This is a genomic window from Pseudomonas sp. v388, from assembly GCF_003935425.1.
In the GTDB taxonomy this organism is placed as follows: Bacteria; Pseudomonadota; Gammaproteobacteria; order Pseudomonadales; family Pseudomonadaceae; genus Aquipseudomonas.
Genome location: NZ_RHQN01000008.1, coordinates 70,927 through 85,575 on the forward strand (window position 1 = coordinate 70,927; position 14,649 = coordinate 85,575).

A 14,649-nucleotide genomic window follows, 5' to 3' on the forward strand; every position below is an offset into this window, starting at 1 on the left:
GCGGCAAAAGAAAGGGGCTCTCGAGGAGCCCCTGGGTATCAACCCGCCGCCCGGGTGGGGCGTGCATGGTACGGATGTAAAGTCAGTCAATAAGTCTCGATGGACTGGTCGGGGTTACCTCATCCGACCGCGTGAAGTTCGTTGAGTCTGTGGATTCCCGCAGTGCCGGTCATACCGTCCCAGTTGTCGCCACGTCCTTCTCGCCAGCCATTGATCCATGCCTGGCGTACCGACGGTAGAGTAAAAGGGCAAAGCTCACGGGATTTACCATGAACGCCGTACTGATATCCGCGTAAAAATGCTCTTTCCAACGGATCACGCTTAAGTCTTCTCATAGGGTATTGCCCTCGTCTGTTGACTGTTATATCCCTGAGACCCCGTGGTGAGGTCGGGCAGAATTTTTCTGCCGTTGGTGCCCGCTGCCGGCGTCGCGGGCCTTGGTGTCATTACCGTTGCAGTAATGACCTGAGTTGATTTCTAACCAAAGCGCATGACGGTGTGAATGATCTTTTTGTCATAAGGAAGTCACATTCAGGTCTGTCAGGAGATAAGGCGCCGAGTGTTGTAACGTTCATTTACCACGCAGGCCCCCTGATGCGCGGGCTTGGGAAGAATGCGAAAGACCCCGGCAGCGGCGCTGCTGGCAACTTGCCAAGGGACTTCAGGCGACGAAGGGTCGCAACGAGATTGGTTATTACCTACCTTCGCGGGTAGGTTATTGGCTTCATCGCTACTTATGACTGCCGTAATGCCCGTCGGGTGAATACGGTGGACCGGCACACGTTACGTGCCACGCAGGCGTTCTCCCTGAAAGGCGCCTGTTTTGAATCTGGCGAGGCAATGCGTTGCCCGCCGCTGACGGCTCAGGCCCTGGAATACACATGTCGGATCGCTACGAACTGTTCCTCACTTGCCCCAAAGGCCTGGAAGGCCTGCTTGCCGAAGAGGCCACGGGCCTGGGTCTTGAGGAAGCCCGCGAACATACCTCGGCCATTCGCGGCATGGCCGACATGGAGACCGCCTACCGGCTGTGCCTGTGGTCCCGCCTGGCGAACCGGGTGCTGCTGGTACTCAAGCGTTTCCCGATGAAGGATGCCGAAGACCTGTATCACGGCGTGCTGGATGTCGAATGGCAGGATCACCTCGAAGCCGAAGGCAGCATCGCCGTCGAGTTCAGTGGCCACGGCTCGGGCATCGACAACACCCACTTCGGGGCGCTGAAGGTCAAGGATGCCATCGTCGACAAGCTGCGTACCCCGGACGGCGCGCGTCCATCGGTGGACAAGATCAACCCGGACCTGCGCGTGCACCTGCGTCTGGATCGCGGTGAAGCGATCCTGTCTCTGGACCTGTCCGGCCACAGCCTGCACCAGCGCGGCTACCGCCTGCAGCAGGGCGCCGCGCCGCTCAAGGAAAACCTTGCCGCAGCTATTCTGGTTCGCGCCGGCTGGCCGCGCATTGCTGCCGAGGGCGGCGCACTGGCCGACCCGATGTGCGGCGTGGGCACCTTCCTGGTGGAAGCGGGCATGATGGCCGCCGACATCGCTCCCAACCTCAAGCGCGAGCGCTGGGGTTTCTCCGCGTGGCTGGGCCACGTCCCGGCACTGTGGCGCAAGCTGCATGACGAAGCCCTGGCGCGCGCGCAGGCCGGTCTGGCCAGGCCGCCGCTGTGGATTCGCGGTTACGAAGCCGATCCGCGCCTGATCCAGCCGGGCCGCAACAACATCGAGCGTGCCGGCCTGAGCGAGTGGATCAAGGTCTATCAGGGCGAAGTCGCGACCTTCGAGCCGCGTCCGGACCAGAACCAGAAAGGCCTGGTGATCTGCAACCCACCCTACGGCGAACGCTTGGGTGATGAAGCCAGCCTGCTTTATCTCTACCAGAACCTGGGTGAGCGTCTGCGTCAGGCTTGCCTGAACTGGGAAGCAGCGGTGTTCACCGGCGCGCCGGATCTGGGCAAGCGCATGGGCATCCGCAGCCACAAACAGTATTCGTTCTGGAACGGCGCGCTGCCGTGCAAGCTGCTGCTGATCAAGGTGCTGCCGGACCAGTTCGTCACCGGTGAACGTCGTACCCCGGAGCAACGCCAGGTCGAGCGCGAGACGCCGGTCGAAGCGCCGGTGGAGAAGCAGTTCAACAAGAACGGCAACCCGATCAAGCCGGCACCGGTGGTGGTTGAACAGCCGCGCCTGAGCGAAGGCGGGCAGATGTTTGCCAACCGCTTGCAAAAGAACCTCAAGCAGATGGGCAAGTGGGTTCGCCGCGAGGGTATCGACTGCTATCGGGTCTACGACGCGGACATGCCCGAGTATTCCCTGGCCATCGACCTGTATCACGATTGGGTTCATGTCCAGGAATACGCTGCGCCCAAGTCCATCGACCCGGAAAAGGCCTCGGCACGCCTGTTCGATGCGCTGGCGGCCATTCCCCAGGCGCTGAACATCGACAAGAGCCGCGTGGTGATCAAGCGTCGCGAGCGCCAGAGCGGCACCAAGCAGTATGAGCGTCAGAGTTCCCAGGGCCAGTTCCTGGAAGTGAAGGAAGGCGGAGTGAAGTTGCTGGTCAACCTGACCGATTACCTGGACACCGGCCTGTTTCTCGACCATCGCCCGATGCGCATGCGCATTCAGCGGGAGGCAGCGGGCAAACGTTTCCTCAACCTGTTCGCCTACACCGCGACCGCCAGTGTGCATGCGGCCAAGGGCGGCGCGCGCAGCACCACCAGCGTCGACCTGTCGAAAACTTACCTGGACTGGGCGCGTCGCAACCTGTCGCTGAACGGTTTCTCCGACAAAAACCGCCTGGAGCAGGGCGACGTAATGGCCTGGCTGCAAGCCAGCCGTGACGAGTACGACCTGATCTTCATCGATCCGCCAACCTTCTCCAACTCCAAGCGTATGGAAGGGGTTTTCGACGTGCAGCGTGACCAGGTGGAGTTGCTCGACCTGGCCATGGCGCGCCTGGCGCCGGGCGGCGTATTGTACTTCTCCAACAACTTCCGCAAGTTCGTGCTCGACGAGAACCTCGCCAAGCGCTATGCCGTGGAAGAAATCACCGCGCAAACCATCGACCAGGACTTTGCCCGCAACGGCAAGATTCACCGCGCCTGGAAGATCACCGCGCAGGCGTGAAGCTCGCCTTCGCCGGCAAGCTCGCTCCTACAGTAATGGGAAGAAGTGCATAGCCCTGTAAAAGCCCGCTCACTGAGCGGGCTTTTTCATTTCAGGGCTGCTGGATCGAGACCGTGGTGTTGCTCAGCTTGGGCTGGCGGTACAGGTCCACCAGCACTTCATCGAGCACCGAAGAGGCACCGAAGGGACGCGGATCGTTGAGGATGGCGACCACCGCCCAGCTGTTGCCGTTGCTGTCGCGGGTAAACCCGGCGATGGCGCGCACGGTGTTGAGCGTGCCGGTCTTGATGTGCGCCTGACCCAGCAACGCCGTGCGCTTTAGACGCTTGCGCATGGTGCCGTCCATGCCGGCCAGCGGCATCGAACTCATGAACTCGGCCGCATACGGGCTGCGCCATGCGGCCTGCAGGATCACCGCCATTTCCCGGGCGCTCACCCGTTCCGCGCGGGACAGGCCGGAACCGTTTTCCATCACCAGATGCGGCGCGGTGATGCCCTTTTTCGCCAGCCATTGGCGAACCACCCGTTGCGCCGCCTTGGCGTCGTCACCGTCGGCTTCGTTACGAAATTCCTGGCCCAGGCTCAGGAACAGCTGCTGGGCCATGGTGTTGTTGCTGTATTTGTTGATGTCGCGGATGACTTCCACCAGATCTGGGGAGAACGCCTTGGCCAGCAGCTTCGCGTTGCCGGGCACTACGTCGACCCGGTCCTTGCCCAGGATGGTACCGCCCAGTTCCTGCCAGATTGCGCGCACGGCACCGGCCGCGTAGGTGGGGTGATCGAGCAGCGACAGGTAGGTCTGCGAGTTGCAACCATTGCCGAGCTGGCCGCTGACGGTCACGTTGACGCTGCCGTCGGGCTGGGTGACCGGGTTGTAGCGGACTTCGCCGGTGCACTGCTTGGTGGCCGCCGGCTTGACCTGATTGTCGATCCGCACGGTGGCGATGGGCGGCTCGACCGAGACCAGAATCTTGCCGTCGTCATTGCGGGTCACGAAACGCAGGGCCTTGAGGTTGACCATCAGTGAATCGGGTTTGACCAGGAACGGCTTGTTGACGTCGTTGCCGTCGTCATTGAATACCGGGAGCTGCGGCTGCACGAAATGGCTGCGGTCCAGGATCAGGTCACCGGTGACCTGCTGCACACCGTTGGCGCGCAGATCGCGCATCAACAGCCAGAGTTTTTCCATGTTCAGCTTGGGGTCGCCGCCACCCTTGAGGTACAGGTTGCCGCGCAGTACACCATTGCTCAGGGTGCCGTCGGTGAAGAATTCGGTTTTCCACTGGTGGGTCGGGCCGAGCACTTCGAGTGCGGCGTAAGTCGTGACCAGCTTCATGGTGGACGCCGGGTTGACCGACACATCGGCGTTGAATACGGTCGGCGTGCCGGGGCCGGTGAGCGGCAGCATCACCAGCGACAATGCGTCGTCGTTGAGCTTGCTGGCTTTCAGGGCTTGTTGCACCTTGGGAGGAAGGGTGGTGTTGACGACGGCGGCATAGGCAGGAACGGCCAATGGAAAGATGAAGGTGGCCAACAGCAAAGGACGCAACGATTTGATCATGGACGTAAAACCCTACTGCAAAGAGGGGGACAAAAAAGAGGGCATGGATGGATTCCCTCGGTGGAAATATAGTTCGCGTGGAAAAAATGGGTAATAACACGCGGCCCGTACTGGACAAAGCGGCATTATGCCCGAAGCCGGGCGGGGTTGTGAGCGGCCGGGCCCCGCCGTGCAAGACTTTTTTCAGTAACAGGGCCCAATGTCCAATAGACGGGCTTTTACGCGCCCAAGCTGGTAAAGTGCCGCCCGGTATTTATTTATGAGGATTGTTCCATGGCCACTAACCGTTCCCGCCGTCTGCGCAAAAAACTCTGCGTGGATGAATTCCAGGAGCTGGGTTTTGAGCTGAACCTGGACTTCAAACCAGAGCTGGATGACCAGGCAATCGATGCTTTCCTCGAAGCTTTCCTGAAAGAAGCCATGGAAGCCAACGGCCTTGGCTACGTAGGCGGCGATGACTTCGGTCTGGTTTGCCTGAGCAAGCGTGGCTCGGTCAACGAAGAGCAGCGTGCAGCTGTTGAAGCCTGGCTCAAGGGCCGCAGCGAACTGACTGAAATGACCGTCAGCCCGCTGATCGACGTCTGGTACCCGGAAAAAGAAATCAATCCGGTAGCTTGATGTTTCGGGAAGCAGGCCCTGCGCCTGCTTCCTGCTTCACCCCTGCGCTTTCCCTCCCCGTTTTACCTTCGCGTGTCTTCAATCGGCTTGTGCAGCCAATGCCTCCTGGCTGGCCAGCGCTTCCTCGAGCCTGTGCATCGCCTTTTCCACGTCCCGTTGCCGTTGAACCAGCTCGTCGCCTTCTGCCGTCACGCATGCGGCTTCCAGCCGTTCGCAGGTTTCGATCACCTGTGAGGCGCGAATGATTCGTGCGGCGCCTTTGATGCGGTGGGCCATTTCCCGAACCTGTTCCCGTTGCCGCTGAACGTCGAGACTCGCCAGGGTGCGTCGGTCTTCCTGACTGCTGCGCAGCAACTGGGCCAACAGGCGTTGCACCATGTCCGGACGATCGCCGGTGAGGCTGCTGACACTGCCGAGATTGAAAGCAGGCGCCTGACGTTCCAGGGGTGTGACCTTTGCCACCTGCTCGTTGAGGGTGTTCAGGGTAAGAGGCTTGAAGAGGCAATCGTCCATGCCCGCTTCGGCACAGCGCTGGATTTCCTCGGGCTGGGCGTTGGCGGTGTAACCCCAGATCGTACAGTGTTGCGCTCCTCGGGCCTGTTCATGCCTGCGGATCTGGCGGGCCAGGTCGTAGCCATTGAGAACCGGCATGTTGCAGTCGGCGACCACCAGGTCGTAGGTATCGGCCAACCAGCATTCCAGGCCTTGCGCGCCATTCTCGGCCATGTCGCATTGATGGCCGAGAAAGCTCAGTTGCTGGAAGAGCAGGAGGCGGTTCGCCGGGTGGTCGTCGACGATCAGAATACGCAGCAGGTGTCCGGCCGCAGGCGGGCTTTCAAGGGGGGCGGGCGCACTGCCCGCCGGGTCGAGGCAGGTCAGCTCCAGGGTCATGCGGACCTGCGTGCCCACGCCCGGCTCGCTGTCCAGAGTCAGGCTGCCGCCCATCATCTGGCAGAGATTGCGGCAGATCACCAGCCCAAGCCCGGCGCCGGTTCGCGATTGCCGGGTCTGGTCGTCGACCTGGCTGAACGGCTCGAACAGGCGTAGCTGGTCGTCAGCGCTGATGCCGATGCCGCTGTCCTGCACGGTGAGGGTCAGGCGCATGCGTTGAGGATCGGGGCCGTCTTCGGCCTGCAGGGTGATCCGGACCTGGCCCTGCGACGTGAACTTGATCGCATTGCTCACCAGATTGGACAGGATCTGCTTGAACCGCAGGGGATCGACCAGCACGTCGGTGTTGACCCGGCTGTCCAGGTCCAGCACCAGGTTCAGTCGCTTCTGCCGGGCCAGTCCGTCGAACACCCGCACCACCGTTTCGGCGAGCCGTCGCAGGTTGGCGCGCTCGGGGCTCAAGGTCAGGCGACCGGTCTCGATTCGGGCGATGTCGAGGATGTCGCCGATCAGGCCCAGCAGATCGTTGGCCGAACCGTAGGCGACTTCGATGGCGCCCCGATCCAGCTCGCCCTGATCGGCGCGCTTGAGCGCCAGTTCCAGCATGCCGATCACCGCATTCATGGGCGTGCGAATTTCATGGCTCATGGTCGCCAGGAAGGTACTTTTGGCACGGTTGGCGTTGTCGGCCTGCTCCTTGGCGGCCTGCAGTTGCTCGATCAACTGGCGGCGCTCGCTGATGTCGATCCAGCCGCCGATGATGCCCTGTACTTCACCCAGGGAATCGCGGAACGGCAGTATCCAGTGATAGATCGTCAGCAGCCGCTCGCCGATGTGCAGGGTCCGGTCCTGCACCATGGCGGTGCCGGTGGCCATGACGTGCTGATAGTCGGCGGCGTATTCCTGCGCTTCGAACGCATTGCTCAGTACCCCTTCGATGACGGTCTTGTCGATGACGTCCTCGCGGCGCGCGGCGAAGGCCTTGAGGTAGCTGTCGTTGCACATTCGCAGCAGCCCCTCGCGATCACGCACGTAGATCGGGTGCGGGGTGCCGTCGACCAGTGCGCGCATGAATTCGAGCTGGTCGTTCAAGGCCCGTTCGGCAGCCTCGCGCTGTTTGATCTGGCGCCGCATCCAGGCGTTCCAGGCCAGCAAGGCAAGCAGCAGCAGGCCCGCACCCGCCAGGATCTGATAGATCAGCCGTTGATAGTCTTGCCAATTGACGCCGGTATGGGCGTAGGAACGCCAGCGGTTGTTGATCGCTGCAATTTCCTGGGGGGCGATGCTCGCCAGTGCCTTGTCGAGAATGGAGTTCAGTTCCAGGGCGTTGCGCGAGGTCGCCATGGAGATCAGTGCCGGTTCCTCGCCGACCGTGGCGGTGATCTGCAGCCGCTGGCCGAAGATGCCCGACGAGAGGAAGTAGTTGGCGCTGAGCAGCGAAGTGACCGCGCCCTCGACTCGTCCCAGCGCGAGCATGTCGAGCACCTGAAAGGGGTTGTCGACTTCCACCGGGGCGATGCCCGGGTGTTCGCGTTTCAGCCAGGGCAGCAGCGGGCTGCCCTGGATCAGCGCGACCCGTTTGCCATCCATCTGCTGCAGATAGGTAGGGTTGCGCTCACCCTTGAGGGTCAGCAGAACGAAGGAATTCTCGATATAGGGGCGGCTGAAATTCAGTCGATCCTGGCGCTCGTCACTGGCTGCCAGCGCGCCGATGACGTCAGCCTGCCCCAGGTTCACCTGATCCATCATATCGGCCATGCCCGGCGCGCGCCTGACTTCGAAGCGCAAGCCGGTGCGCAGCCGGACCAGTTCCAGCAGGTCGGCGGTCACTCCGCGAAAATGCCCGTTGGTGTCGAAGAACGTCAGGGGAGCGTAGGTTTCGTTGATCACCACCCGCACCGTCGGGTGCCGGGCAATCCAGCGTTCTTCCCGCGGCGTCAGTTGCAGCTTCTGGTCGGTGACCATCAGGTCGCTGCCGGCGCTCCAGCGCTTGGAAATGTCGATGCGCTCGTCGACCGGGATGGCCTTGAGGATCTGGTTGACGATATTCAGCAGCGGGGCGTTGGCATGGCTGACGGCGAAGCTGAAGCCGTTGGCCTCGTGCTTGCCGAAGTTGGCCATCTGCACGTTGTTCAGGTAGCCCTTGTTGATGATGTACTGGGTGGAAATCGTGTCGCCGAGAAACACGTCGGCCTGGTTGAAGGCCACGGCGTTGATCGCGTTCTGGAAAGACGGGTAGGTGATGAGTGTGGCGCCGGGGTACAGCGCTTCGACCAGCGATGCGGGCAGGTAGTGATAGACCATGCTCAGCCGCATGCCCTTGAGCCCCTCGCTCAGCGAGCGCGTTTCGCCGATGCGGGTGACCAGTACCGGCTGGTCCACCGCGTAGGGCTGTGAAAGGCGGATATCCCGGTCGACCGCCTCGAAGCCGTTGGCACTGCCCAGCAGGTCGATGCGGCCCTGTTTCAGCGCCTTCATCGCCGCCTCGCGATTGTCGAAGCGCTGGACCCTCACCGGAAGGTCCAGCGCCCGGGAAATGATGCTGGCGTAGTCGGCCGTGATGCCTTCGTAGTCACTGCCGGAAAGCGTGATGTCGAACGGCGGATAATCCGGCGCCGACGTTCCCAGGACCAGCTCGCGTTTGCCGCGTACCCATTGCCACTGGCTGTTGTCCAGCTTCACGTCCATGTGAGCCGGGCTGGAACGCCCCAGCAGGGTGTAGTGATCCGCCGCCTCGAGTAACGGCGCAACCCACGCCAGGCATAAGCCCGTGGCCAACCAAAATAACAGTTTGTGGCAGCTGGACATCCGGTTTCTCACACTAACGCGTTGCGTTTAGCCATCTCGATAAGTTCTACCAAGGTCCGGGTCTTTAGTTTCTGCATCAGTCGAGTCTTGTAGGTGCTGACGGTCTTGTTGCTGAGGAACATGCCCTTGGCGATTTCCTTGTTGGAACGGCCTTGGGCAAACAACTGCAAGACCATCAATTCCCGATCGTTCACCAACTTGAACAACTCGATTTCGCTGGGTTTGCCATCTTCGCCGATGGCCGGTGCCAATGCCTGACTGGGGAAGTAATTGTAGCCGGACAATACCGCCTTGACCGAGCTAAGCAGTTCGCTGAGGTCTTCCTGCTTGCACACGTAACCGGCGGCACCGGATTGCATGCAGCGGATCGCGAACAGGTGCGGCGTCTGCGAGGTGAGCACCAGAATCTTGGAAGGCAGGCCCATGGCGTTGAAGCGGGCCAGCACTTCCAGGCCGTCGAGCTTGGGGATGCTGATGTCGAGGATGATCAGGTCGGGCATGCATTCGCGCACCATCTGCATCGCGTCCACGCCATTGTCCGTTTCGCCGACCACTTCGTAGTTTTCGTTTTCCAGCAGCATGCGCACGGCCAGGCGAATGACGGGATGGTCGTCGATGATAAAAACTGAGTTCATAGTTCAATCCATACAAGCAGCGAAGAAAACGCGCACCTTATCTCAGATGTTCAGGCGCGCACATGAAGCGAGTGGGCCGACAGGCATATATAGGAAAGTTCCTACAGTAATTAGAGTATCGGAGTACGTAAAAGCCCACGTCCGGGGCAAAATGTTTAAAGGTGTAAACCTGTATGTGCGGCCAATGTTAGTTATGGCGAACAAGCTGTTTATCAAGTTTTGGAATAATCCGTCACTTGCGCTGCCAACTTCCTACAACCTTTATTCTCATGGGCCTGGGCATCGGTCGCGAATGACGACTGGACGATCAGAGTCAGCCGAACGGGTCGGCCAGCAGCCGGGCGAGGTCAGGGCCGTGCAGGGGTTTGCTCAGGCAGCCCAGCAGCGGCAAACCGCGTTCGGCGGCCATGTCTTCCAGGGTTTGCAGATACGAGTGAGAGAGGCCGCTGAGCACGATGGCCTGGCGCACGTGACCGTGCTGGAAGGCGCGCTCGATCAGGTCGAAGCCCATCAGGTCGGGCAGGCATTGGTCACACAGCAGCAGGTCGTAGGGTTCCGGGCTGCGTTCCATTGCGTCCATGGCCTCGACGGCGGTCAACGCGGGTGTCAGCAGGAAGTAGCCTTGGTTGTTGAGCAGGATCTGGGTGGCGATCAACTGGAACGGATGATCCTCCACCAGCAATATCCGCAGGTTGTGTTTGAACATGGGGCATCCGAGGCAACGGCCGTCCGTGACGGTACTGTACGAATCGGGTCGGATCGGCAGGCATCCTGCCGCGCCGGAAGCAGTGGGGCGGGCAATGGGATAACGCGCCGACGCGGCAGTTAGGTGCCGGATTATTGGGGAGTCGAGGCGGTCCGGCGATAGGACGTTTCTGACAATGCTGTAGGGAAGGTCTGAAGTTTTAGTGTGTCGTTCACCTGAACCAGTACCGCGACGGTATTTTTCAACCACCGTCGCGGCTCGGTTCTGCGTTGAGGCTCAGACGTGTCCTGCACCACCCGTCATCTCGCGAGCCATCTCGCTGGCGTAGCTATCGGTCATGCCGGCAATGAAGTCGATCATGCGCAGGAAGGAGGCGTGCAGCGGCGCTTCCGGGCTCGGCGCGCTGTTACCCAGCAGGTCGAGAATGCGGCGGTGCTTGAACGAAGGCGTGCGCCCGCCGAACTGCTCCACGGCCGCGCCGCAGAACGCATTGAGCAGCACTTCCAGCGTGGTATAGGCGCCGATTTCGTGCAGCGTCTTGCGCTTGTCCTGGAAGATTTTCTTGCGGGCCATGTCCTTGGCGCTCAGCACGCAACGCTTGGCCGGGCCGTGCATATGCTCGACCAGGTCGCCGTGCAGCGTACCCGCCAGCAATGCGTCCTGCTGTTCCACGAAGGCGCGGGCGGCGGCGTTGGTCAAATGTTCGATGGCCTTGCCGCGCAGGATTGCCAATTTGCGCCGGCGCGAGTCGCCCGGCCCCAGCTGGCGATAGGTTTCCGGGAGGTCATCGCCCACCAGGCTCAGCAGCAGAGATTCGACCTCGGCGTATTCGAGCAGGTCCATTTCCAGGCCGTCTTCGAGGTCGATCAGCGCGTAGCAGATGTCATCGGCGGCCTCCATCAGGTAAACCAACGGGTGACGCGCCCAGCGCTCGTCTTCCAGTTGCGGCATGCCCAACCGCGAAGCGATCTGTTCCAGAATCGGCAGCTCGCTCTGGTAACAGCCGAACTTGTGTTTCTTGTAGCCCAGCGAGTCGGCATGCCGCGCCGTCCACGGGTATTTGAGGTAAGTGCCCAGGGTGGCGTAGGTCAGCCGCGTGCCGCCGTCGAAATGGTGGTATTCGAGTTGGGTGAGCACGCGAAAACCCTGTGCGTTGCCTTCGAAATTGAGGAAGTCGTTGCGCTCGGTCTCGCTCATCGCATCGAGCCAGCCGCGCCCGGCGGCCTGGGCGAACCAGTTGCGGATGGCATCTTCGCCGGAATGGCCGAACGGTGGGTTACCGATGTCGTGGGCCAGGCAGGCCGACTGCACGACCATGCCCAGATCGCTGGGGTCGCACCAGTCGGGCAGGGCGCCACGCAGGGTTTCGCCGACCCGCATGCCCAGCGACCGCCCGACGCAGCTGACTTCCAGCGAGTGGGTCAGGCGCGTGTGGATGTGGTCGTTGCTCGACACCGGGTGCACCTGGGTCTTGCGGCCCAGGCGGCGAAACGCACCGGAAAAGATGATACGGTCGTGATCTTTATGAAACGGGCTGCGCCCCAGTTCTTCAGGGCTGTGCAAGGTCTTGCCCAAGCGTTCGCGGTTAAGCAGGGTTTGCCAATCCAAGGCGGTCACTCCGTCAGTCGTATGGGGTTAGCTTCGCGGTTAGACCTGCCGTGCGCAAGGCTTGTCGACAAGTCCGCCCGGATACGGTGCTGCCGATGATCGCTGCGTGATGAAAAATGCCCGCCGCGGCAGGGCCGGAGCGGGCATTGGAGGTGTTGCAGGCGAAAGGTCGCAGGGTCAGGGCTTGCGTGCGCGATTGGCGACGGCCACCTTGATCAATGGCAACAGGGTAACGCCCAGTTTCACCAGGCTGCCGACGGTACTGGCCTTGTGCGAATGGCGGGTCTTGGCGGCCCGCCCGCTGAACAGGCCAAGGATCGCCGCGACGCCCACGCCCCACAGCGGCGCATGGCGCACGCCCAACGCGCCTTTCCAGTCGCTGCGCATGCCGCGAAAGCGCTGCAACGGCTGCAACAGGTGAGTCGATTCGTGACGAATCTCCTGGCGATGCATTTCCATGCGCAGGCGAATCAGCGCCTTGCGCAGCTCACGTCGGGTATTGCCTTGATGGGACTTGGGTTCGCTCATGGCAGCAGTCGCTCCCGGTCATTGGCCAGCTCTTCCAGGGTCGCGCTGAAGGGCGAGGATTCATCGAAGATCGCCGCCTTCAGGCGCAGCCCGCAGAACACCGCGGCCAGGAAGTAGAACACGCACAGACCGACGATGCCGGCCACCCGATAACTGTCCCACAGCAGGATCAGCAGCAGAGCCGACAGACCGGTCAGCAGCAGCAGCGCGAAAACCAGCGCCAGCCCGGCAAACAACAGCAGGCTGACGGTCCGGGCTTTCTGTTCCTGCAATTCGATGCCCAGCAGCTCGACATGGCTGTGCAGCAGCCCGAGGAACGCAGCGCCCAGGCGCCGCGGCGATGAACCTTGGCCAGCCGGTGGCGGCCCTGAATCCGTTCCGAGTGTCATGACTTAACGCCTTGTCAGCAGCAGACCCAGCAGGAAACCCGCGCCAGCGGCGATACCTACCGATTGCCATGGTTTGGCTTGTACGTACTCTTCCGTCGCAACGATGGCAGCCTCGCCACGCAAGCGCACCGATTCTTCAGTCACCTTCAGGGTTTCCTTGGCGCGTAGCAGGCTTTCGCGGATCTGGTCGCGAAGCTCGTCTGCCTGCTCACCGGCCAGAGAGGCGGTGTGTTCGAGCAGCTTTTCGGTGTCGGCAACCAGTGTCTGAAAGTCCGCCTTCAGGATTTCCTGGGCATTGAGTGCGGTTTGGCTAGGCATGGTTCTCTCCGTTAGGTGACTGTATGGAGGCTTCGAGTGCAGCCGATTCCATAAGGTTCATTCCAATTGCGTCCTGCACGGCAGCGCGGTTTGCTCGCTGCGGCAATGCAATAACCGGGGTAACTGTACTGCACTTTCCGACGAGGCGAGCTAAAGGTTCCGGGCCAGGGTGTCGATGACCCGGTGATTCTCGAAATGACGAGGTTCCGGATCGAGGCGGTTTGACTATGCTCAACCACGATTTGGGACGGTTGCCGGCTCGGATTCTGGTGGTACCGCGTGGTCATGTCGATGACGCGGTCAGTGATGGAGATGGGCATGGAGCGGCTGTATTCCCTGCAAGGGCTCAGGGGCGTGGCGGTGCTGGGCGTGGTGCTGTTTCACATGATGTCGGTGGAAGCGAAGTTTTCCGCAGGAGACATCCTGCTGCCGGGTTTTCTCGACTTCTTTCAACTGGGCGTCGATCTGTTTTTCGTCATCAGTGGTTTTGTGATGGTGATCGTCAGTCGCGGGCGCTTCCAGAACGGTGTCGAAGCGCAGCGCTTTCTGTTCAATCGCGTGTCGCGGATCTACCCCACGTACTGGTTGTACTTTTTCATCACCCTGGCGGTGTACCTGGTGCAGCCGACGCTGGTCAACAGCGGCCACGGTTCCTCGAACCTGTTGATGTCGTTCCTGCTGCTGCCCAGCGACAAGGTCTTGCTGGTGATGGTCGCCTGGTCGCTGGTGTTCGAGCTGTGGTTCTACGTGGTGTTTTCCGCGTTTCTTGTGCTGCGTGAACGTCGCCTGCCGGTGGCGCTGGGGATCTGGGCCGCCGTGCTGGTGGTTTTCAATACGCTGTTCGACTGGCAGGACCACGGCCCGGCGCTGAAGATCATCCTGCACCCGTACGCCCTGGAGTTCATCGCCGGCGCGCTGCTGGCACTGTTCTTCTACAGCCGCCATAGCGCCCGCATCCCCACCACCGCCGTCTGGACACTGCTGGTCGGCGCGGTGGTCGTGGCCACTGCGCTCATTGGCTGGCTGCGCCTGTATGACAGCCAAGGCTTGCCGCGCATGCTGTCGGTGGGTGCCACGTTCGGTGCGCTGGTGCTGGCCCTGGCGCTGCTCGAACGACGTGGCAACATCGCGATGCCGAAATTTCTGGTGGCGGTCGGCGACATGTCCTACACCGTGTATTTGTCGCATCTGCTGGTACTGGGTGTGATCGGGCGCGCCTGGGCGATGCTCGGCGCCTGGCCGCATACGTTGCTGGATAACCTGTTGTTCGCCGTGCTGATGATGGCGGCAGTGGTGTGCTACGGCTGGGTCGGATACCGCGGGTTCGAGAAGCCGGTGCTGGACCGCGCCAACGCGTTGAGCAAACGGCGCTTTAAAACCGGCGCGCTGGGCACCGGCTGATAGAAAACCATGTGTGGCGGCTTGCGTCCGGCTTTTGTTGTGATGCGCAGTTGAA

12 protein-coding genes are annotated in these 14,649 nt (G+C 61.5%); 3 read left to right on the forward strand and 9 right to left on the reverse strand.

What is annotated here, in order from left to right:
• Nucleotides 1-119: 119 nt before the first annotated feature.
• A complete protein-coding gene (gene rmf, locus EGJ27_RS18710; RefSeq protein WP_002553055.1) occupies nucleotides 120-335 on the reverse strand; it encodes a ribosome modulation factor in 216 nt (71 codons plus the stop codon).
• A gap of 546 nt (nucleotides 336-881) precedes the next feature.
• Here rmf and rlmKL point away from each other — a divergent pair.
• Entirely contained in the window at nucleotides 882-3,131 is a 2,250-nt protein-coding gene (rlmKL, locus tag EGJ27_RS18715) for a bifunctional 23S rRNA (guanine(2069)-N(7))-methyltransferase RlmK/23S rRNA (guanine(2445)-N(2))-methyltransferase RlmL (RefSeq protein ID WP_125832231.1), read from the forward strand.
• 91 nt (nucleotides 3,132-3,222) lie between these two features.
• Here rlmKL and dacB read toward each other — a convergent pair whose 3' ends face one another.
• A complete protein-coding gene (gene dacB / locus EGJ27_RS18720) occupies nucleotides 3,223-4,692 on the reverse strand; it encodes a D-alanyl-D-alanine carboxypeptidase/D-alanyl-D-alanine-endopeptidase (protein ID WP_125832232.1) in 1,470 nt (489 codons plus the stop codon).
• A gap of 273 nt (nucleotides 4,693-4,965) precedes the next feature.
• Here dacB and EGJ27_RS18725 point away from each other — a divergent pair, with 273 nt between their 5' ends.
• Entirely contained in the window at nucleotides 4,966-5,310 is a 345-nt protein-coding gene (locus EGJ27_RS18725) for a YggL family protein (protein ID WP_125832233.1), read from the forward strand.
• A gap of 78 nt (nucleotides 5,311-5,388) precedes the next feature.
• On the opposite strand, the gene EGJ27_RS18730 is transcribed toward EGJ27_RS18725, so the two are convergent.
• The 7 genes from EGJ27_RS18730 to EGJ27_RS18760 form a co-directional block, all read right to left on the reverse strand.
• On the reverse strand, nucleotides 5,389-9,009 hold the full coding sequence (locus EGJ27_RS18730) for a transporter substrate-binding domain-containing protein (protein WP_371920867.1): 3,621 nt from the start codon (nucleotides 9,007-9,009) through the stop codon (nucleotides 5,389-5,391).
• An 8-nt stretch (nucleotides 9,010-9,017) separates the two neighbouring features.
• On the reverse strand, nucleotides 9,018-9,644 hold the full coding sequence (locus tag EGJ27_RS18735; protein ID WP_125832234.1) for a response regulator transcription factor: 627 nt from the start codon (nucleotides 9,642-9,644) through the stop codon (nucleotides 9,018-9,020).
• A 313-nt stretch (nucleotides 9,645-9,957) separates the two neighbouring features.
• Nucleotides 9,958-10,350, reverse strand: coding sequence for a response regulator (locus EGJ27_RS18740; protein ID WP_125832235.1), 393 nt, complete (start codon nucleotides 10,348-10,350; stop codon nucleotides 9,958-9,960).
• 276 nt (nucleotides 10,351-10,626) lie between these two features.
• Nucleotides 10,627-11,958 carry a deoxyguanosinetriphosphate triphosphohydrolase gene (locus tag EGJ27_RS18745; RefSeq protein WP_125832236.1) on the reverse strand — a complete coding sequence of 444 codons (1,332 nt, stop codon included), beginning with the start codon at nucleotides 11,956-11,958 and terminating at the stop codon, nucleotides 10,627-10,629.
• Nucleotides 11,959-12,135: 177 nt separating this feature from the next.
• Complete coding sequence (locus EGJ27_RS18750; RefSeq protein ID WP_125832237.1) at nucleotides 12,136-12,486, reverse strand: hypothetical protein; 351 nt, start codon at nucleotides 12,484-12,486, stop codon at nucleotides 12,136-12,138.
• On the reverse strand, nucleotides 12,483-12,875 hold the full coding sequence (locus tag EGJ27_RS18755; RefSeq protein WP_125832238.1) for a phage holin family protein: 393 nt from the start codon (nucleotides 12,873-12,875) through the stop codon (nucleotides 12,483-12,485). The genes EGJ27_RS18750 and EGJ27_RS18755 overlap by 4 nt, the downstream gene beginning before the upstream one ends.
• 3 nt (nucleotides 12,876-12,878) lie before the next feature.
• Entirely contained in the window at nucleotides 12,879-13,193 is a 315-nt protein-coding gene (locus EGJ27_RS18760) for a YqjD family protein (protein ID WP_125832239.1), read from the reverse strand.
• Between the two features lie 318 nt (nucleotides 13,194-13,511).
• Between EGJ27_RS18760 and EGJ27_RS18765 the strand changes: the two genes are divergently transcribed.
• Nucleotides 13,512-14,594: an acyltransferase gene (locus EGJ27_RS18765; protein WP_125832431.1), complete on the forward strand. Its 1,083-nt coding sequence runs from the start codon at nucleotides 13,512-13,514 to the stop codon at nucleotides 14,592-14,594.
• Nucleotides 14,595-14,649: the final 55 nt, after the last annotated feature.

Excerpts from the sequence above, each read along its gene's own strand:
- EGJ27_RS18765 (WP_125832431.1), top strand. The coding sequence starts at position 13,512 with ATGGAGCGGCTGTATTCCCTGCAAGGGCTCAGGGGCGTGGCGGTGCTG.
- EGJ27_RS18735 (WP_125832234.1), bottom strand. The coding sequence starts at position 9,644 with ATGAACTCAGTTTTTATCATCGACGACCATCCCGTCATTCGCCTGGCC.
- EGJ27_RS18725 (WP_125832233.1), top strand. The coding sequence starts at position 4,966 with ATGGCCACTAACCGTTCCCGCCGTCTGCGCAAAAAACTCTGCGTGGAT.
- rlmKL (WP_125832231.1), top strand. The coding sequence starts at position 882 with ATGTCGGATCGCTACGAACTGTTCCTCACTTGCCCCAAAGGCCTGGAA.
- EGJ27_RS18760 (WP_125832239.1), bottom strand. The coding sequence starts at position 13,193 with ATGCCTAGCCAAACCGCACTCAATGCCCAGGAAATCCTGAAGGCGGAC.
- EGJ27_RS18755 (WP_125832238.1), bottom strand. The coding sequence starts at position 12,875 with ATGACACTCGGAACGGATTCAGGGCCGCCACCGGCTGGCCAAGGTTCA.
- rmf (WP_002553055.1), bottom strand. The coding sequence starts at position 335 with ATGAGAAGACTTAAGCGTGATCCGTTGGAAAGAGCATTTTTACGCGGA.
- EGJ27_RS18730 (WP_371920867.1), bottom strand. The coding sequence starts at position 9,009 with ATGTCCAGCTGCCACAAACTGTTATTTTGGTTGGCCACGGGCTTATGC.
- EGJ27_RS18740 (WP_125832235.1), bottom strand. The coding sequence starts at position 10,350 with ATGTTCAAACACAACCTGCGGATATTGCTGGTGGAGGATCATCCGTTC.
- dacB (WP_125832232.1), bottom strand. The coding sequence starts at position 4,692 with ATGATCAAATCGTTGCGTCCTTTGCTGTTGGCCACCTTCATCTTTCCA.
- EGJ27_RS18750 (WP_125832237.1), bottom strand. The coding sequence starts at position 12,486 with ATGAGCGAACCCAAGTCCCATCAAGGCAATACCCGACGTGAGCTGCGC.